Origin of the sequence: Pseudoalteromonas agarivorans (assembly GCF_024518735.1) — a bacterium.
Taxonomy (GTDB): Bacteria; Pseudomonadota; Gammaproteobacteria; order Enterobacterales; family Alteromonadaceae; genus Pseudoalteromonas; species Pseudoalteromonas atlantica.
Genome location: NZ_JANIGJ010000002.1, coordinates 26,659 through 44,624, shown reverse-complemented (window position 1 = coordinate 44,624; position 17,966 = coordinate 26,659). Strand labels below are relative to the sequence as shown.

18 protein-coding genes are annotated in these 17,966 nt (G+C 40.3%); 6 read left to right on the top strand and 12 right to left on the bottom strand.

What is annotated here, in order from left to right:
• Positions 1–96: 96 nt before the first annotated feature.
• Both cmoB and cmoA read right to left on the bottom strand, forming a co-directional pair.
• The gene (gene cmoB, locus NQT65_RS04530; protein WP_054982276.1) at positions 97–1,065 is read right to left on the bottom strand and encodes a tRNA 5-methoxyuridine(34)/uridine 5-oxyacetic acid(34) synthase CmoB; all 969 of its coding nucleotides are present in this window, start codon (positions 1,063–1,065) and stop codon (positions 97–99) included.
• A 12-nt stretch (positions 1,066–1,077) separates the two neighbouring features.
• Positions 1,078–1,803 (bottom strand): carboxy-S-adenosyl-L-methionine synthase CmoA, encoded by a 726-nt coding sequence (gene cmoA / locus NQT65_RS04525; RefSeq protein WP_004588942.1) that lies wholly within the window; start codon positions 1,801–1,803, stop codon positions 1,078–1,080.
• A gap of 116 nt (positions 1,804–1,919) precedes the next feature.
• Here cmoA and NQT65_RS04520 point away from each other — a divergent pair, with 116 nt between their 5' ends.
• Entirely contained in the window at positions 1,920–2,609 is a 690-nt protein-coding gene (locus tag NQT65_RS04520) for a DUF3334 family protein (protein ID WP_004588943.1), read from the top strand.
• 135 nt (positions 2,610–2,744) lie between these two features.
• Here the strand turns inward: NQT65_RS04520 and NQT65_RS04515 are convergent, their stop codons facing one another.
• The 6 genes from NQT65_RS04515 to NQT65_RS04490 all read right to left on the bottom strand — a co-directional run bounded on the left by NQT65_RS04515 (position 2,745) and on the right by NQT65_RS04490 (position 9,317).
• Positions 2,745–3,422, bottom strand: a complete 678-nt coding sequence (locus NQT65_RS04515; RefSeq protein ID WP_256850609.1) for a response regulator — start codon at positions 3,420–3,422, stop codon at positions 2,745–2,747.
• Between the two features lie 4 nt (positions 3,423–3,426).
• Positions 3,427–4,785: an ATP-binding protein gene (locus NQT65_RS04510; RefSeq protein WP_256850608.1), complete on the bottom strand. Its 1,359-nt coding sequence runs from the start codon at positions 4,783–4,785 to the stop codon at positions 3,427–3,429.
• Between the two features lie 223 nt (positions 4,786–5,008).
• Positions 5,009–5,515, bottom strand: a complete 507-nt coding sequence (locus tag NQT65_RS04505; protein WP_256850607.1) for a hypothetical protein — start codon at positions 5,513–5,515, stop codon at positions 5,009–5,011.
• Between the two features lie 37 nt (positions 5,516–5,552).
• Positions 5,553–7,736, bottom strand: a complete 2,184-nt coding sequence (locus NQT65_RS04500; RefSeq protein WP_256850606.1) for a YbhB/YbcL family Raf kinase inhibitor-like protein — start codon at positions 7,734–7,736, stop codon at positions 5,553–5,555.
• 218 nt (positions 7,737–7,954) lie between these two features.
• The gene (locus NQT65_RS04495; RefSeq protein WP_256850605.1) at positions 7,955–8,455 is read right to left on the bottom strand and encodes a M48 metallopeptidase family protein; all 501 of its coding nucleotides are present in this window, start codon (positions 8,453–8,455) and stop codon (positions 7,955–7,957) included.
• Positions 8,456–8,468: 13 nt separating this feature from the next.
• Complete coding sequence (locus NQT65_RS04490; protein ID WP_256850604.1) at positions 8,469–9,317, bottom strand: DUF72 domain-containing protein; 849 nt, start codon at positions 9,315–9,317, stop codon at positions 8,469–8,471.
• Positions 9,318–9,879: 562 nt separating this feature from the next.
• Here NQT65_RS04490 and aspS point away from each other — a divergent pair.
• From aspS to NQT65_RS04475, 3 genes are all read left to right on the top strand, one after another.
• Positions 9,880–11,658, top strand: a complete 1,779-nt coding sequence (gene aspS, locus NQT65_RS04485) for an aspartate--tRNA ligase (protein ID WP_029772588.1) — start codon at positions 9,880–9,882, stop codon at positions 11,656–11,658.
• 188 nt (positions 11,659–11,846) lie between these two features.
• The gene (locus tag NQT65_RS04480) at positions 11,847–12,077 is read left to right on the top strand and encodes a hypothetical protein (protein ID WP_024033669.1); all 231 of its coding nucleotides are present in this window, start codon (positions 11,847–11,849) and stop codon (positions 12,075–12,077) included.
• 29 nt (positions 12,078–12,106) lie between these two features.
• Entirely contained in the window at positions 12,107–12,703 is a 597-nt protein-coding gene (locus NQT65_RS04475; protein ID WP_256850603.1) for a pentapeptide repeat-containing protein, read from the top strand.
• A 90-nt stretch (positions 12,704–12,793) separates the two neighbouring features.
• On the opposite strand, the gene NQT65_RS04470 is transcribed toward NQT65_RS04475, so the two are convergent.
• The gene (locus tag NQT65_RS04470; protein WP_004588950.1) at positions 12,794–13,117 is read right to left on the bottom strand and encodes a hypothetical protein; all 324 of its coding nucleotides are present in this window, start codon (positions 13,115–13,117) and stop codon (positions 12,794–12,796) included.
• 125 nt (positions 13,118–13,242) lie between these two features.
• Here NQT65_RS04470 and NQT65_RS04465 point away from each other — a divergent pair, with 125 nt between their 5' ends.
• Entirely contained in the window at positions 13,243–13,986 is a 744-nt protein-coding gene (locus NQT65_RS04465) for an alpha/beta hydrolase (RefSeq protein ID WP_256850602.1), read from the top strand.
• Between the two features lie 105 nt (positions 13,987–14,091).
• On the opposite strand, the gene NQT65_RS04460 is transcribed toward NQT65_RS04465, so the two are convergent.
• Together NQT65_RS04460 and NQT65_RS04455 are read right to left on the bottom strand one after the other, a co-directional pair.
• Positions 14,092–14,664 (bottom strand): hypothetical protein, encoded by a 573-nt coding sequence (locus tag NQT65_RS04460; protein WP_256850601.1) that lies wholly within the window; start codon positions 14,662–14,664, stop codon positions 14,092–14,094.
• Between the two features lie 216 nt (positions 14,665–14,880).
• The gene (locus NQT65_RS04455; protein WP_064386443.1) at positions 14,881–16,083 is read right to left on the bottom strand and encodes a bifunctional alpha/beta hydrolase/OsmC family protein; all 1,203 of its coding nucleotides are present in this window, start codon (positions 16,081–16,083) and stop codon (positions 14,881–14,883) included.
• Positions 16,084–16,350: 267 nt separating this feature from the next.
• Between NQT65_RS04455 and NQT65_RS04450 the strand changes: the two genes are divergently transcribed.
• Positions 16,351–17,190: an isopenicillin N synthase family dioxygenase gene (locus tag NQT65_RS04450; RefSeq protein ID WP_004589526.1), complete on the top strand. Its 840-nt coding sequence runs from the start codon at positions 16,351–16,353 to the stop codon at positions 17,188–17,190.
• A 278-nt stretch (positions 17,191–17,468) separates the two neighbouring features.
• Here the strand turns inward: NQT65_RS04450 and NQT65_RS04445 are convergent, their stop codons facing one another.
• Complete coding sequence (locus NQT65_RS04445; protein WP_024033661.1) at positions 17,469–17,891, bottom strand: DUF1801 domain-containing protein; 423 nt, start codon at positions 17,889–17,891, stop codon at positions 17,469–17,471.
• Positions 17,892–17,966 lie beyond the last annotated feature (75 nt).

Sequence of the window (17,966 nt, the reverse complement as noted above, 5' to 3'; positions counted from 1 at the left end):
AGCTCAAATATAGTTTTGAAATAATTAACAAGGACACTTGTCCGCTATTAGTTTGTTAATTGCACAAAAAAAGCACTCTAGGTGCTTTTAAGTTATTTATGCTTTGGCAGTTAGTATTGCTCTAAGTGGAGCAGGGTAACCTTCAATGGTTTTACTGGTATCGTTTGGGTCTAAAAAATCAACTAACGATTCGTTTTCCATCCAGTCGGTCCTGCGTTGCTCATCAAGCGTGGTAATTGCGCAATCTTTTATTTGCACATCTTTAAAGCCAACGCGCTCCATCCACAGTTTTAGTGCAGCAGTACTTGGAATAAACCAAACGTTGCGCATTTTTGCGTAGCGGTCGGTAGGTACCAGTACGGTGTTTTCATCGCCTTCAATTACTAACGTTTCTAGCACGAGTTCGCCACCTGGACGAAGCTGCGCTTTTAACTGCGCTAAAAAATCGATAGGCGAGCGGCGGTGATACAGCACCCCCATAGAAAACACCGTATCAAACGCTTTAAGCTCGGGTAGTGCCTCTACACCTAATGGTAATAAATGCACGTTTTCATCTGGGTTGTAATGTTTAATGGCCTGAAACTGACACAAAAATAAATCAGAAGGGTCAATACCTACTACAAATTCAGCGCCTTCACCGCGCATACGCCACAAATGATAGCCAGAGCCACAGCCTATATCTAATACTGTGCGGCCTTTTAAAGGCTCAATATGAGGAAGCAGGCGATCCCACTTCCAATCGCTGCGCCACTCAGTGTTTATTTCAATACCGTGTACAGTAAAGGGGCCTTTGCGCCATGGCATCATGCGTTTTAATAAATGCGTGGCTTGTTTTTGCTCGCCTTCGCTCATCTCCCCCGGTGCGCCAATTTCTACTTTAGTGGCGATATCAACGTGGGTTGTTTTTACTTCTGGCAGATTTTTAAGTACTTTTTGCCATTTTGGTAAATCGCCATGGCTTGCCTCGTTTTGCCAATGCTTTAATTGAGCGGGCAGGGTTTCTAGCCAGTGGCTAAGCGGGCTTTGTGCAATTGCTGCGTAAAATTGGTTAAACCATTGAGACATAAGTCACTCTCTTTATTTAATTGCTACCATTGAGCAAAAATTAAAACATTGATACCACACCTGCGTTTGGCTAAAACCAATGTCGCTTAAACGATTAAAGTGAGTGCTTAGCGTATCGGGGCGCATCACGTTTTCAATGGCAGTACGTTTTTGGCTTATTTCAAGCTCTGAGTAGCCATTGTGGCGTTTAAAGTCGTGGTGCAAATCAATTAATAAATTATCGCACTGCTCGTTTTCGGCTTTAATTTTTTCGCTAAGGAGCAGTACGCCACCGGGTTTTAAGTTAGCGTAAATTTTTTCAAGCACGGCTTGGCGCTGTAATGGCGGAATAAATTGCAAGGTAAAATTCATGGCCACTACCGACGCATTTTGAATCTCAAGCTCGTTAATATCGCCTAAAGTTACTGTAACAGGCACGTCTGACTTAAAGCCTTGTAAATGAACCTTACAACGCTCAACCATAGCTTGTGAGTTATCTACAGCAATAATGTGGCAGTTATCGGTGCGAATATTACGGCGCATACTTAGGGTAACCGCACCAAGCGAGCAGCCTAAATCGTAAAGGTTTGAATTACTTTGCGCATATTCACCAGCCAATTTACCCATAGTGCTTACAATGGTGGCATACCCAGGCACAGAGCGCTGGATCATATCCGGAAAAACCTCAACCACATTTTGGTCAAAGCTAAAATCTTTTACTTGTTGCTCAGAGGCGTAAATACTGTCTTTTATACTCACTAAGGCAGTCTCTTTAAAAATAATGGCACTATTTTAACATTTTATACTGGATAGTCAGTGATAAATTCAGTAGCTTGGCTAGAATTATGAATAATAAGTATAAAAGAGAACGTTAAATGAGCAAAAGTAAGGTAATTAGCACAGACGATATTTTAGCAACCCTATGTCATTCAGTGACGGGTGTTCTGTCATCAGCCAGTGGTAACGAAATTAGCTACTCGGCTATGGTGCAAAAAATAACGCGCACCTGTATGCGTCCAGACATTGGCTGTTTTGTATTATTTGATGGTGGCTTTACAGGGCTGGTAGTCACTAATTTTACAGCGCAAGCGGCAATGGAAATTTACGGCGATTACATGCGCAATATGGGCATGCCTGAAGAAGAAATTGCCCACAGTCATTTATCGGATGACGTTTCAAATGTAATGGGCGAGCTGATGAACCAAATTGTTGGTGACTTCACTTCTAAAGTGCGTGAGCAGTTACATACCTCTATTACGCAAAACCAGCCAAAAATGATGGCAATTAATAAACAAGTGCAAATATCGGTTGATACCACTATGGATCGTCCACAAGCACGCCGCGTAACCTTTACTACGCGCAACCAAAATATCTTTTACCTAGAGCTGGCAATGGATAAAACAGAGTTTATTAAACTACATGACTTTGACATTGTAGAAGCGATAGACCCTGATGACATTATCGAAAACGAAGCTAAGCAAAAAGCCGAAAAAGCAAAAGCTAAGTCAAAAGAAGCAGAGCAAGATGATGCCGATGATGACTTTATGGCTGAGCTAGGGCTGTAATGTAGGTTGGGTTGAGCGAAGCGAAACCCAACGTGCTTTTGAGATGTCAGTTTTAAGCTATCAGCAAAAAATTAGTTAAAAGCGCGACTAATAGCGCGCTTTTTCGTCATGTTAGATTTACTTTAATCAGTAAACCTACTCTTTAAACTTATAACCAACACTATAAACCGCAGCTATTGGGTTTAGCCCTGCTTGAACGTTGTTAATCTTTTTTCGTATATTTTTAATGTGTGTATCAATGTTGCGATCGGATATGTCGGTAGTGTCGCTGTATACGTTATTAATAATATCTTCGCGGGTGAAAACACGACCTACGTGGCTTATAAATAATAAAAATATTTTAAACTCGACGGCGGTAAAGCCAATGCTTTCTCCGTTTAAGCGCGCTTCGTAATCGTCTTTGTATAATTGAAAATTATTATGATTAATAATATTTATTTTAGGCTGGCTGGTTCTTCTTAGTACGGCTTTTATGCGTGCTATAACTTCTTTGGGGCTGAAAGGTTTGCATATGTAGTCATCGGCGCCGATCTCTAAACCCAGTAAGCGGTCTATTTCTTCACTTTTTGCGGTAAGCATAATAATTGGTACACTTGAAAAGGCTCTAATTTGCTTACATAGCTCAATGCCATCAACATCTGGCAGCATTAAATCAAGAAGAATTAAATCTACTGCGTTTTGTTTTACAAAACTAACCACACCTTTGCCACTATTAAAGTGCTCAGTTACGTAATCTTGTTGCTTAGCATAGGCAATAAGTACCTCTGCAATGTTTTCTTCGTCTTCAACAATAAGTATTTTTTGTGATGTCATTATTTTAACCTAAAAGTCTCAGCGTTATTTTTACCTCTAACCCACCAAGTGGCGAGTTGTGCAACGATATTTGACCGCCATGTGCCTCTACTATTTGTTTGCAAAGCGCAAGTCCTAAGCCCGAGCCGCCGTGCTCTCGGCTTCGAGATTTTTCAACCCGATAAAAACGCTCAAACAACTTTTGTAAGTCGTTTGGTAAAACACCTGGGGCTGAGTCTTGTAAAATAAGCTCAATGTTATTAGGAGTTTTGTTGGCAAGTATTATTACTTGCCCACCTTTATGCGTGTATCTACAGGTATTTTCTAATAGGTTTGAAAATAATTGTACAAGGCGTTCTTTATCGCCATTTATTATACATTTGCCGGCTTTGGTTAAGCTTTTGCTGTCTACATTTAATTCACGCTCTTTAAAGCGAGCGGTGTAGTTTTCAATTGATTGCTCAAAAATGTTTATCAAATCAATATGTGCATTGTTATAGGTTAAATTAACGCTATCTGTTTGTGCTAGTTGAGCTAGGTCGTCAACAATGTGACTTAAGTTATCTACTTGGTTTATGAGTAAATTAATACGCTTTGTGTCGGCTGTAAATACGCCATCTTGTATGGCTAGTAAATGCGAGCGTAGTACGGTAAGTGGGGTTCTTAATTCATGGGATGTGTCTGACACCCATTGAAATCGCATTTGTTGGTTTTGCTCAAGCGTGTGGGCTAAGGTGTTAAAGTTGTTGGATAGGGTACCTAGCTCATCTTTACTAGAGGGGATGATTCTGCTGGCAAAATTTCCTTTTGTTAACTCATCGGTGCCAGTCACTATTTTTTTTATTGGTTTTATTAAATGGCGAGATAACACAATAGCCATAATAAATGCGAGCGTAATAACGAGTAATGTGATCATAAAGTAGTTATGAAATTGCGTTGCTAAAAACGCTTTTGCTGGGCTACTTTGCACAAGTTTTGAAGGTACTAAACCTATCCAGCCTATAACGTTATTGTTTAATAAAATAGGCTCTATATGTGGGTGGTCGTTTAAATTAGCTCTGCCAACAACAACCTTTTTATTTTGATCATATAAACTTATACGTTGTCCTGTTTTAAGGGAGCCTGCAGGTAAGTGTATCCACAATAAAGAGGGAGTTGCTTTACTGCTATTTGGTTTGGGTGGGGAGCTTGTGTGTTTATTAGTTTTAGGCTCGCCTGGCTTTTTTTGCGGCTCTACAATAGAGCGCCATAATTGCGTGTTTTGCTTAATGGCTTGCCAACTGCCTAATTCGTTATATAAATTAACAAGTTGATGCTTAACCATTGCTACATGCTTTGTTTCTTCTTGTTCAACAAATTTGTTAAACCCTGACGAAAAGGTCATGTATATAAACACAAACATGAGCCCAACAAGGGCGATATTAGTGATAAAAAAAGCTAAAAAGAATTTATGTATTAATTTCACTGATTTGCAAATAGTAAAGATCATCACATTAACGTACTGAGCAGTATTGCATATTGATTATGTGCCTACAATTAGCGTATTTTGGGAGTTGCTTACTAAAATCCTTTTTAAGTAAGCTTTTTAGGTATGTTGATTTTATGGATTAGAGCTTTATTTTTGCGGTATCGCCAGCACTCAGTAACTTATATTGTGGTTTTACAAAGCTTGCGTGTACTGCGCCTAAACTTTTAGGGAACGATATAGCAAGCTCATCCACTGTTGAAAACGTGTGTTTCGCTTGAAAAACAATTTCTAGGTCGTGCGCTTCGTTGCTGCTGGTGGTAAAAGCGACGCGTTCAAACACGATAACTTGCTGATTTACACGTAAGCTCGTTTTTTGTTTAAGTGCATTTTTTACAAACTCTTCTTGTTGCTCTGTACTTAAATTTGTAGGCATAAGCTTATCAATATCGCCCATAAGCCATGCTTGCTCGCTTTGCAGCATTGAAATTAAATGCTCAGCATTAGTTAATACTTTAACCTCAACTTGCCCGTCTCTCAAAATTACTTGGGCTGTTGTGTTTTTCAATACATGGGCGCTCACTTGAGCGATCGTACTTGTTAAAATACACGCTAGCATTAGCCATTTAAATTTTTTTAAAAAATACATAATTACTGCCTTTTATTGAAGCGGTTGACCTTTTTGTTTATTGAGGTTGCTCAATTGTTGCTTTGCAAATAAGGGTGTTGTCGGTTTCTAAGTCTTCGCCCCATATGAATTTTGCGTTTTCATCCCAGTTAATATCGTCGTAACCGTCTTTTGGCCCTACATCGGCAAAGTTGTGCTCTACTGCATTAGCCCAATGCGTATCGTCAAAGTTACTTTGCAGCCAGTTAGTGGGCGCTTCTTTTGACATAAATGTACAAGCGCCTTCGCCCGCAACTGGGGTTGTTTCGCTTTCGCATGATTTGTTAAGCGGCGCTTTGTGAAGTATTTCGCATTTAAAGCTTTTACTGCTTACCGCAACTACTTTATTTGTATCGGTGTCGGTAAGTTGCATAATAAAACCGCCATCACCCATTTGCTGATTTTTAGCACCGATGTATTCAAGCCCAGTGTCGTTTTGCTTAAAGTCTTTAATTATTAAATTAAGCTCAATAGGGTAGTTTGCAGAAAACGTAATGCTTTCGGCATTAAATGAACGCTCTGTGGTTATGGGCACAGAATCTTCAACAAGTAACTGCTCGCCTATGTAAGCTGTAAACCAGTTATCAGCCCATGCTTCTAGCTTTAAGTTATGCTTGCCTGTAATGGCAGGATTTGTATTTTGCTTAGTGACTGAAGGAGTAAGGTGATTTGGTTGCGGGCCTCTACAAAATGTACCTGTTTGAACCTTGCCACGATTACTGATAGTTTTTTGTTTAAAGCTATAGCAGTCTTTTCCCTGTGATGCAGGGCTGTAGGTTGTAAAGTAGTTTTCACCTTTGTATGAATAGCTCATTGTACGACTGCCGTTTTCAGAGATTGAGTGCGTTAGATTTTCAACGCCTCCTTGTGGCGGGCGCAGGTCGGCTCTTATGCCTTGAGTATCGCCACTAAGTGGTGACACTCTTGGTAATTTAGCTGTATCTACTTCACCTACTAAGCACTGAATAATATATGGCGGCGTAGCTGAAGTTTGATAGCGATAGCCAAATGTGTCGTCGGTTTGTCCGTTACATACATCAAGGTCACCTTTGGCAATTGAACTGCCATCTGGATTTTTACTGCCATACAGCGGGTAACCATCATAAGCCCAGCCAATAATGGCATCGCTTGATTGGTTTTTCATTGTGTCAATCATACACGTTGGCGATACATGATAATGGTAGTCATCACCCCGTCCTGCGTGTCCGCCACATATATCTAACTGTCCGAGTGCTAACGTGTCGTGTTTTTCATCGTAGCTATTTACGTCCAGTTCACCTTGCGAAGAATAGTCGTATATTGGTACGCCATTAACAGCAACACCTACGGCTGCATCAATTGTTGTTATTGTCTTTGCTTTTTTTGGGTTTAGCTTTATAGGTGCAGCGTAGCCTTTAGCTGGAACGGGTATTTGCTCGTTAGTACCTGTAATACCAGTCATTACTTCATGATCAGGATAAGTAGATGAGGCAATATAAGCATATTGTTCATCGCACGTAACAGATACGCTTTTATCAAACCCTGCATTACTTACTGATTGTGTAACAGCATCGCAACGAGGTGATTTTACGTTAGCGGTTAAATATGATTTATCAGGCTTTGGCTGCTCATTTGGTTTTGGTCTTGCATTAGGTTTGCGCTCGGCGCTATTAGCACTTCGCGAGTATTTAACCGTCATACTTGCAGTATCGAGCGTAATATTTTTTACAGCAGCGAGTAATGCTGAGCGGTCTACCTTTGTATCGCTATTAAAGGAAACCGGTGCAGATAACGCGTAAACAGTATAAGTATAGCTTTTTTCACCTGGGCCTTTAGAGCAAGGCGGCGCGTATTGGTTTAAATCGTTTACGCTATTAGAGCCTACTTCACCGAGGGTTTCGCCCGCTTTAATTTGCGTTTTATCAGCGGCAATATTGTACATAATCCAATACCAATGCATTCCTTCAGGCGCTTTATGATCCATAATTAACGCATAATATTTGGTTGCGTTAGGTGCACCACTCCAGTTAAGAGGGGGGCTAATACTTTGCCCATCGCATGTATAAGTAATAGGTAAGCTACCGCCATCACTTACTTTTGAGCTGGTTAGAGTAAAATCATTGAGGTTTGATTGCTCAAGCGATTGGCTGTTTTGCTTGTTGCAGGCACTTAAGGTTAAGCAGCACAGTGCACTGAGGAAAAAGGCATGGGTATTTTTTATCATTTAAAAACTCCAAAGATTAAATTAACTCTTAGGAGTGTAGTTCTCAAATGTAGGGCAATTATGTAGTTTTAAATGTTTTTGTTTTTATTGAGCCAAAAGGCGTTAAGTTGTCAACTGCTTACGGGGATAAAAGAATGGGTATGGGTGCTTGGTTATGGAAGGATATAATAACTTAAGCATGGGCGTTATTTTCACTCAGTTAAACAACGGTAAAACCCCTATTTTAAATAAGGATTCTCTCCCATCGCCACCACCACACAAAAAATCCGTAAATCTAACTCTAACTGATGGTATTGCGGCTCCATGTGGCAGCACAGTTTATAAAAGCTTTTGTTGTGATCTTTTTCTTTAAAGTGGGCGAGTTCGTGTACGACTAGCGCTTTTAACAGTGGCTCGGGTGCGCGCAGTAAGTCACTGTTTATGGCTAAATCGTGCTTACGGGTTTTACCCTGCATGCGGTAGGTGTGAGTACCGAGTGCGTTGGTGACCATATCACCTTGTTTTTTAAATGCAGCGCGGCCAAACGGTGGGGCGTTTTTTAAATACTGCTTTTTTAAATCAGTGGCGTAGCTGTAAAGTAGTTTGTCGGTGGTGATGGTGTGCGCATGTGGGTATTTTTTAAGTAAGTAGTCACATACCTTATTGTTATTTATAAGGCTTAATACTTGCTCAACAATGTTAGCTGGGTAGCCGGTAAAGTAACGTGCGTATTCACTCATTTTTATTCTCTATTTAAAAAAGCGTTGGCTGGTGGGCTTCTTTTTCGCCGCTGAATGGGTTTAACACTGGGTGATTATACCCTAGGTCTTCACAAAACTGCCTAGCAAGGTGTGGAGATTCTCGGTTATCGGCAGTATGAAAAAAAACATACGGGGATTTCCCCTCATCAAGCCATTGTTTTACTTTATTGAGCCACGGTTTATAAAAGGGTTTATAGTCGTTTTGTAAATCGGCTATTACAAAGCGCGCCATCGGCTGTGAGCCAGTAGCTATTGCATGTACCGGTAAGTGGGGCTTTTTTTGTTGTGCATCTATTAAAGCCTCGGTGGTGGGCTTTACTGCAAAAAGCGCACGGGTATCCATAGAAATACGGTTTATATTATTTGCCATTAATAGCTGATTAAGGGCAATTTCGGCCTCACCTTTTTTAAAAAAATCACTATGTCGTACTTCTACGCCGTAATTTAGCTCTTTGGGGAGCAAGCTAATAAATTGCGTTAATTTAGGTAAATCGCTTGGACCAAACGCTTTGGGTAATTGCAGCATTATTTGCCCTGTTTTTTCAAGTATTGGGGCAAATAACGTAAGCCAGTCATTAAGCTCTGCCTGAACATTACTAAGCGCAAGCTCGTGGCTAAAGCGACGATGAAACTTAAACGTAAATTTAAAGTCCTCGGGTACGCTTTGAGCCCAGCGTAAAACAGTGCTTGGCGCCGGGTCTGCGTAAAAGCTGGTATTGCCTTCAACTGAATTAAAATGCTGGGCATATTGGCTTAGCATATCGGCATTTTTACATTGGCGGGTAAATAAGTTGCCTTTCCAGGCGCTGCTCGACCACTGAGGGCATCCAATATATAACATAAAAAGGGTGGCTTAATGACTTCGTGGCGTAAGTGTACCAAATACATACGGTGCTTGCTGCAAATTAACATTACAAAGCTAAACACACGCTCTAGGGCGTGTTGATCTTTGTAGATTGAAATTTGTTCAATTTAGGGGCGATTAATTCGCGGTGCGAGGTTTGTAACCTAGTGGGCTAAGTAAAAATCGAGCAAAGCTTCCGCGTCCTGCTCACGCCCCTTACCTACATCCATGTAGGCAACAAAGAGTTAATCGTCCCTAGAAAGAACCCAAAGGGCAGCGCATGTTTGGCATTTATGCTGCGTTATCGCCTTTTTATGGGGAATAACCACACTATATAGACTCTGCCTTGCCTAAAAGCCAAACATACTGCTGCAAATTCAACCACCAACGTTCAACACGCCCTAGCATCTTGATACTACTTGGGTATAATGCAGGGCTTAATTTGATTATTTTTAGATTGCTAGCGGCTTTATTTGTATTGTGGTGACCAGTTTTTTAAATCACACGCCTTAAAACAAATAAATTTAACCGTTTAAGCCTTTTATCTGACAGGAAAACTATGCGCTCTATATATTGCGGACAGCTAAATAAAACTCACGTAGATCAAGAAGTTGAACTATGTGGCTGGATCAACAAACGACGTGACCTTGGTGGACTTATCTTTGTCGATTTACGCGATAGAGAAGGGTTAGTACAAGTTGTATTCGATCCAGAGGTTGAAGGACTAATGGATAACGCTAACAAACTTCGCCAAGAGTTTTGTGTGCAGTTAAAAGGGGTTGTACGTGCGCGCCCAGAAAGCCAAGTAAATAAAGACATGGCAACAGGCGAAGTAGAAATTTTAGGTACTGAGCTAACTATTATTAACCGCTCTGAGCCGCTTCCGCTTGATTTTAATCAAACCAATTCTGAAGAGCGCCGCTTAAAGTACCGCTACTTAGATTTACGTCGCCTTGAAATGAGCGACCGTATTAAGCTGCGCGCTAAAGCAAGCAGCTTTGTTCGTCGCTTTTTAGATGACAATGGCTTTTTAGACATTGAAACACCTGTACTTACAAAAGCAACACCAGAAGGTGCACGCGATTACTTAGTACCAAGCCGTGTTCATAAAGGCAGCTTTTACGCATTACCACAGTCGCCACAGCTGTTTAAGCAATTGTTGATGATGTCGGGTTTTGACCGTTACTACCAAATTGTTAAATGTTTCCGTGACGAAGATTTACGTGCCGATCGCCAACCTGAATTTACCCAAATAGATTTAGAAACCTCGTTCATGAGCTCTGATCAAGTACGTGGTATGACTGAAAAAATGATCCGTGAAATGTGGCAATCATTATTAAACGTTGATTTAGGCGATTTCCCAATTATGCCTTACAGCGAAGCAATGAGCCTTTACGGTTCTGATAAACCAGATTTACGTAACCCAATGAAGCTTGTTGATGTAGCTGATTTAGTAAAAGACGTAGAGTTTAACGTATTTTCAGGCCCAGCTAACGACGAAAAAGGCCGCGTTGCTGTATTAACAGTACCGGGTGGCGCTAAGCTTTCGCGTAAGCAACTTGACGATTACACTAAGTTTATTGGCATTTACGGCGCTAAAGGTATGGCGTGGATGAAAGTAAACGACCGCGATGCAGGCGCGGAAGGCGTTCAATCTCCAGTGGCTAAGTTTTTAAACGAAGAGGTAATTACCCAGTTACTTGAGCGTACTAACGCACAAACGGGCGACATTATTTTATTTGGTGCCGATAAACGCAACGTTGTAAACGAAGCAATGGGCGCGCTTCGCTTGAAGATTGGTGTTGATTTAGAAATCACTAACCTTGATAGCTGGGCGCCACTTTGGGTTGTTGACTTCCCAATGTTTGAAGAAGATGACGAAGGCACGTTACATGCTGTGCATCACCCATTCACAGCACCAAAAGATATTAGCGCAGAAGAGCTTGAAGCAAACCCTGCCGCGGCTATTTCAGATGCTTACGACATGGTATTAAACGGCTACGAAGTAGGTGGCGGTTCGGTACGTATTCATAATGCTGATATGCAAGAAGCAGCATTTAGAATTTTAGGTATTGATGCGCAAGAGCAACAAGACAAGTTTGGCTTCTTACTTGATGCCCTTAAATACGGCACACCACCACATGCTGGTTTAGCCTTTGGTCTTGACCGTTTAGTTATGCTTTTATGTGGTACCGATAACATTCGTGACGTTATTGCGTTCCCTAAAACCACTCAAGCATCGTGCTTATTAACCGATGCACCTAGCAAAGCTAATAGCGACTCGTTAACTGAGCTTGCAATCAGTGTGGTAGAAAAAGCAATTCCTAGCGAAGAGTAATACCGCGCGCAACAAATGCGCTTAGCTAGATTTAAAAACCCTTAGGAGTATGCCTAGGGGTTTTTTATGGTTAAATTTAAACCAGTTCATACCAATTGTGTTAAGTTATTAGTCTATTTAGCACGCTAGAATAGTTAAATATTTAAGTTGCTTGGTATCAAATATTATTCAATAGAGAGGGAGTTCTTATGTCGTTTAATCTCACATTATTTGGTGAATTTTTAGCTTTTTTTATTTTGTTTTGCATTCCAATTTTTGCGCTGATTAGCTATAAAATAGGTAAACGCAAAAGCACCATGCCGGGCGTTTTGGCTTTTGTAGGCGGGTGTTTAGCGGTATTTCCGCTCTTTGGCTTAATTTTTATCGCCTTATTAGCGCTTAAACAAGACTTGCCAAAAACCAGCCCTTATGCCCATTAAACAACCCTAAATACGGACACGTAGTTACAGTGCCAATTTCTAATAATAGCTATTATTGCGATCAGCAATTTAGTGCCTTACAGCTAGCAAAACACACACTCGAAAATACAGAATTTGAAGCGTGTACGTTTATAGATTGCGACTTATCTCAGGGGCAATTTAAAACGTGTCGATTTATAGAGTGCAGCTTTGAGCATTGCAATTTATCGAGCATTGAATGGGGATACAGCTCGCTTGAAAATGTAAGCTTTAGCCATTGTAAGTTAAACAGCGTGCAATGGGGCGATGCAGATTGGGGAGCGCTAAGTATTGATGCGCCGGTGAGCTTTAATAGTTGTGAGCTTAGTAACAGCTCTTTTTATGAATTAACTTTAAAATCACTAAAATTAATACACTGCTTTGCAAAAAATGTTGATTTTAGACATGCCAATTTAAAGCAAAGTACATTTACAGGAAGTAATTTTCGCGATAGTGAGTTTTTTCAAACCACTTTAACTGAGTGTGACTTTGTAGGGGCTACAGAATTTAATATAGATTTAAACAGTAATACGTTAGCGGGTGCTAAGTTTGAGCGCTTTGAAGCCCTTAATTTACTTACAAGCCTTAATATTGAGCTTTGCGATTAATATGTGAGGAGCGTTTAGAAGCTGCATATTGCAAGCCTCTAAACAATGAATAACCTTTAATAAGGTTAAACAGTGGCCTGTAGCTTGGTATTAACAGCTAGGGCCATTTTTATTACGAGCGTTCGCCAATGTGCGGGCAATCTCAAGCAGTGCAGGGGTGATGTCATCAGCGCCGTCTTTGATTAATTTGGTTACATCACCTGATGAATATAAGCTATCGCGCGGCGACTTAATACCAAGTTCGCGCACAAAGTCTTTTGTTTTACCTGTGCTGCCTGTTTCAATAAATTTAAAAATAATACGCTCGTTGTTACTTTTTGGCTCGGCCTGTAACACGGCAATTTCTTCTTTATAGGCTTCTATTCGACTTTGCAAAATGTCGATACGTTGTTCAATAGTGCTGTATGATTTCATGGGGTACTTTTCTAAATTAACTAAAAATAATACCCGTATTATCGCATACATTAGCAATGGCGCGCGCTAACCTTTATAGTAAAAGTTATTTTTATTTAAAAACAATAATTTATATAAGTTACAACATGCATAAAACAATAAAAAAGTTACTAACATTAAGTGCATTTAGCCTAACCGCGAGTTTAATATCACCATTAAGCTTTGCTGATGATGTAATAGTGGATCAAAGCCGCAATCGCACCATCCCTATAAATATCACATACCCTAATGAGCGTAATCAATGCAGCGTACATGCAAAGTGCCCTGTAGCATTTGTAAATGCAGGCTACGGTATTAGCCACAATGACTACACGTTTGCGAGTAAGCTATTTAATGCACAGGGTTATTTAAGCATTGCAGTCGCGCATGAGCTAAAAACCGACCCTGCGCTTAATCACATACAGCCTTATTTAACCACCCGCATGGAAAACTGGCACCGCGGTGTGGTTACCCTTAAATTTTTAGTTAATCAGCTAAGTGCTCAATACCCTGAGTATAACTTTTCTCAGCTTACGTTATTAGGCCACTCTAACGGCGGCGATATATCTGCTTTATATGCTTCAATTTACCCAAATGAAGTAAGTCAAATAATTACCCTCGATCACCGCCGCATGCTGATCCCACGTAATAAAAACATACGCGTGCTTACACTGCGTGGTAGTGATTACCCAGCCGATGCGAATGTTTTATTAAATGAAACAGAGCTAAAAAACTTCCCTGTTAGCCAAGTAATAATTGAAAAATCGCGCCATAACGATATGTACGACGGCGGACCAAAATGGCTGGTACAGAGAATGAGTAAAGAAGTAGGGGCGTTTTTAGATAATTAGCCAAGATATATAATCAAGCCAACTTTAAACTGGCTTGATATATAAAGGTTTAAGCTGACGCAGAATTTTGAGTGGCATTAAACAAAGTATGTATATTATTGCAGGTTACCCTTGCGGCGTAGCAAACTGTTTTATTGGCCGTTCCTTTATTTCCATATCTTTTGTAGGAATAGCTAGGAGTGAATATTTCGTTCTTATGGTAATGATATCAACAAACTTACCGTTAATGTACAAGTTGACGAACGGTGTAATTGTACTCACTAAGTATTTTTTTTCGGGGTCCAAAGCAAATTTTTCTTCCATGCCTTTTAGCTCAATAAACTTTACTTCAAGCGGTTCGAACTCTATCGAGGATAATTTTTTGTGTGCACGCCGGCGCCCTTGTATAGGTTGTTCAGGGACCTTTGCATTGGGGTTTTCTGCTCTTATTGAGAAGTATTCATCCACTTCATATATGAACATTGAGTTTAAGTCGATACCTTGTCCATTGAAAGCGAGAGAGCTTAATTTAACTTGATAAGGCGAAGTATTTGCCAACCTTATACTAGTTATACATTTAGTATCTATATGACAAAATGTATAAGAAGATGCAGCAATAGGACCTTCGATAACTTCTTCAGAGTTGGCAAAAGTAGAGTAACTAATTAAAAGAAATATAATATTGATCAAAGTTTTCATTGGGCTGTTCGCACTGCATTTTCAAAAAGATATGCCGAATATAGCAATATTCATACTATTCATACTATTCATACCTATCCTTGGTTGTATAATTTTTACTAACAAACTACTAGAATTGTACCTATTATTCAACCTCTATATTTTATCTCAGATTGTGAGATTGCTTTATTGAACATCTAAAATAGCGCAGCCACAGCTGCGCTATTTTTGTTTTAGTTACTCAACTAATTCACTTACTACAATTGGGCTGTTATGCAGGGTTTTATGCACTGGGCATTTGTCGGCTATTTCGAGCAGACGTTGGCGCTGTGCTTCGGTTAAGTCGCCGCGTAGGGTAATTTTACGGGTAATGGCCTCTAGGTTTTGGGTGCATTCGCCGTTGTCGCAATCTTTGTAATAGTCGCGGGTGTGTTCAAGCTCTACTTTTATATGATCAAGCGGCAGCTTTTTTAAGGTTGCATACATACGCAGTGTCATTGAGGTACACGCGCCTAGGCCTGCGAGTATATGGTCGTAAGGATCGGGGCCTAAATTACTGCCACCTACTTTTAATGGCTCATCGGCAAGCCATGTATGATCTTTAGTACTTACGTGCTGAGTAAATATATGATCTTTTTCTTCAACCAGTACTTTGCCGTTTTCTAATTTTGCGCTGTAGTTGCTTTGCTCATATTTAACGTAGCGGTTTGCCCAATTAGCAATAAGCGTAGCAGCGTACTCGGCATCGTTTTTATTACTTAGTAAGTGGTCGGCGTTATCGAGGCTAATAAAGCTTTTTGGGTGTTTGGCTGATGCGTAAATTTTCTCGGCTTCTGAAATATTAACCGTGGCATCAACAGGGGAGTGCATAACTAAAAGTGCGCGCTTTAATTTGCCTATATGGCTTCGGTCGTACTTTGCTATGTCCTCTACAAATTGTTTTTTTATGGTAAATTCGCGCCCAGCTAAGCTAACTTTAGCTTCACCTGCGGCGTTTATTTCGTCTAAATGGGCTTCAAAGTTATGTGCAACGTGTTGTGCATCTGAAGGAGCGCCAATTGTTGTAATAGCCGATACCTCAGGAATATGCTCTGCAGCAGCCAGTACGGCAGCGCCGCCTAAGCTGTGGCCAATTAATAACTGCGGCGCATCAAAGTAAGTACGCAGGTGATCGGCTGCGGCCACTAAATCTTGAATATTTGATGAGAAGTTACTGTTTGCAAAGTCGCCGTCGCTATTGCCAAGGCCGGTAAAGTCAAAGCGCAGTACGGCAATACCCTGTTGGGTAAGGGCGCGGCTTATGCGCGTAGCGGCAGCAATATCTTTACCACAGGTAAAGCAGTGTGCAAATAAAGCATAAAACTTTACATCGCCGGCTGGGCGTTCAAGCTGGCCTGCAAGTTCTAAATCGCCGCTTTTAAAAGATACTTTTTGTCGCATAGAAGAGCCTTAGTGTTTCATTAAAATACGTTACAATAATAGATAAGATATAAGCACTAATTAGTGCAATTTCAATGTTTATTATGCTTTGATCTTGATCAAGCAAGCTGTTTACTATTTCATCGTGAGGACATTTGTCCTTATGTTTTTTGGGTGGTTTGTCTATCCTCGCACAGCGCTATAATGAAGGTTTTGCTACTTTATATTGGCTAATTAGCTATATTTTAAAGCAGCTCACTTCTAACAACCTATTCACTGGAACGTACAATGCAATTACCTACTGTTGATTATAAAGCTCCCGATGCGGCTGCTCACTTTGTTGAATCGTTAAGAAACACCGGTTTTGGTGTATTAAAAAATCACCCAATCCCGCAATCTTTAGTTGAGTCTATTTACGAAAAATGGCAAGACTTTTTTAATTCAGAGCAAAAGCACGACTTTTTATTTTCTAAAGAAACGCAAGACGGTTATTTCCCGCCTTCTGTATCTGAGGTAGCTAAAGGCTTTACAGTAAAAGACATTAAAGAGTACTTTCATGTTTACCCTAAAGGTCGCGTGCCTGCTGAGCTTGAAGCCGACGTACGTGAGTACTACCGCTTAGCTAACGAATTTGCAGCAACGCTTTTAAGCTGGGTTCAAGCAGAGGCACCAGCCGATGTACGTGCTAAGTTTTCTATCGATTTAAAAGACATGATTGCTGATTCTGAGCAAACATTGTTACGTATTTTACATTACCCGCCAATGACAGGTGATGAAGAGCCAGGTGCAATTCGCGCTGCAGCACATGGTGACATTAACTTATTAACTGTGTTACCTGCATCGAATGAGCCGGGCCTGCAAGTTCAAAAAACTGATGGCGGTTGGTTAGATGTGCCATGTGACTTTGGTAGCTTAATTATTAATATTGGTGACATGTTACAAGAAGCGTCGGGCGGGTACTTCCCATCGACTATTCACCGTGTAATTAACCCAACGGGTAAAGCGTCGACTAAGTCGCGTATTTCTTTACCGCTGTTTTTACACCCACGTCCTGATGTTGTGCTTTCTGAGCGTTACACAGCAGACAGCTACCTACAAGAGCGATTACGCGAGCTAGGTGTTAAATAACGTTATATTTATTGAGTTAAATATAAACCAAAAGCGGCTTTAGCCGCTTTTGTTGTTTTTAAGCAAGGTTATACCAATCCGCAATAATGTTGAATCATTTTTAGGGGCTAAACGTGTCGCTATCTGCGTTAAAAAATTCTCATTTATGACTATATGGATGCAGAAGGTAGAGCAATGCAGGAGCAATTGCCGAGAACAACTAAATAACGAATTTATTGTCTAGCTATCAACACGTTTATCTATTCTCAAAATAGATCACTTAATTAAGCGGATTGGTATTAATTTTTTGGGTAAGTTTGTTTCATTATTAAAACCGACTCAGCAATTATTTGCTCAAGTATAGCTAAATCGATATTTTCCAATTTTGTCACGTACAAACAGCTTTTACCTAGGCTATGTTTACCAAGCTTATTTAATAATGCCGCTATTTTAGGGTGATCAAAGCCAGGCATAATATAAATAGAAAGCTTAGTTTTGCGTGGTGAAAACCCTGTGATTGGCCATTCACCTGTGCGGCCGGAGTCGTACCTATAGCTGTATTGGTCAAACCCTATAATATCTTTACCCCATACAACAGGCTTTGCCCCTGTGACTTTTTCAAACAGGGTTAGTAAGGTTTGTGTGTCTTCAATACGCTTTGAATCTATACTTTCTAGGCATTGCTTAAGTGTTATTTGGTTTGCTTTAGTTTTTAATGTCATAGCGTTGATTTGTATTGTTATTAGCTACTCTAAGGTTAGCACTTAATTTGCTAAGTGAATATTTCCATGCATTTC

What these genes read in the sequence shown, in the direction of transcription:
- cmoB (WP_054982276.1), bottom strand. Translation starts at nt 1,065, where the DNA reads ATGTCTCAATGGTTTAACCAATTTTACGCAGCAATTGCACAAAGCCCG.
- NQT65_RS04520 (WP_004588943.1), top strand. Translation starts at nt 1,920, where the DNA reads ATGAGCAAAAGTAAGGTAATTAGCACAGACGATATTTTAGCAACCCTA.
- NQT65_RS04515 (WP_256850609.1), bottom strand. Translation starts at nt 3,422, where the DNA reads ATGACATCACAAAAAATACTTATTGTTGAAGACGAAGAAAACATTGCA.
- NQT65_RS04510 (WP_256850608.1), bottom strand. Translation starts at nt 4,785, where the DNA reads ATGACCTTTTCGTCAGGGTTTAACAAATTTGTTGAACAAGAAGAAACA.
- NQT65_RS04505 (WP_256850607.1), bottom strand. Translation starts at nt 5,515, where the DNA reads ATGTATTTTTTAAAAAAATTTAAATGGCTAATGCTAGCGTGTATTTTA.
- NQT65_RS04500 (WP_256850606.1), bottom strand. Translation starts at nt 7,736, where the DNA reads ATGATAAAAAATACCCATGCCTTTTTCCTCAGTGCACTGTGCTGCTTA.
- NQT65_RS04495 (WP_256850605.1), bottom strand. Translation starts at nt 8,455, where the DNA reads ATGAGTGAATACGCACGTTACTTTACCGGCTACCCAGCTAACATTGTT.
- NQT65_RS04490 (WP_256850604.1), bottom strand. Translation starts at nt 9,317, where the DNA reads ATGTTATATATTGGATGCCCTCAGTGGTCGAGCAGCGCCTGGAAAGGC.
- aspS (WP_029772588.1), top strand. Translation starts at nt 9,880, where the DNA reads ATGCGCTCTATATATTGCGGACAGCTAAATAAAACTCACGTAGATCAA.
- NQT65_RS04480 (WP_024033669.1), top strand. Translation starts at nt 11,847, where the DNA reads ATGTCGTTTAATCTCACATTATTTGGTGAATTTTTAGCTTTTTTTATT.
- NQT65_RS04470 (WP_004588950.1), bottom strand. Translation starts at nt 13,117, where the DNA reads ATGAAATCATACAGCACTATTGAACAACGTATCGACATTTTGCAAAGT.
- NQT65_RS04465 (WP_256850602.1), top strand. Translation starts at nt 13,243, where the DNA reads ATGCATAAAACAATAAAAAAGTTACTAACATTAAGTGCATTTAGCCTA.
- NQT65_RS04460 (WP_256850601.1), bottom strand. Translation starts at nt 14,664, where the DNA reads ATGAAAACTTTGATCAATATTATATTTCTTTTAATTAGTTACTCTACT.
- NQT65_RS04455 (WP_064386443.1), bottom strand. Translation starts at nt 16,083, where the DNA reads ATGCGACAAAAAGTATCTTTTAAAAGCGGCGATTTAGAACTTGCAGGC.
- NQT65_RS04450 (WP_004589526.1), top strand. Translation starts at nt 16,351, where the DNA reads ATGCAATTACCTACTGTTGATTATAAAGCTCCCGATGCGGCTGCTCAC.
- NQT65_RS04445 (WP_024033661.1), bottom strand. Translation starts at nt 17,891, where the DNA reads ATGACATTAAAAACTAAAGCAAACCAAATAACACTTAAGCAATGCCTA.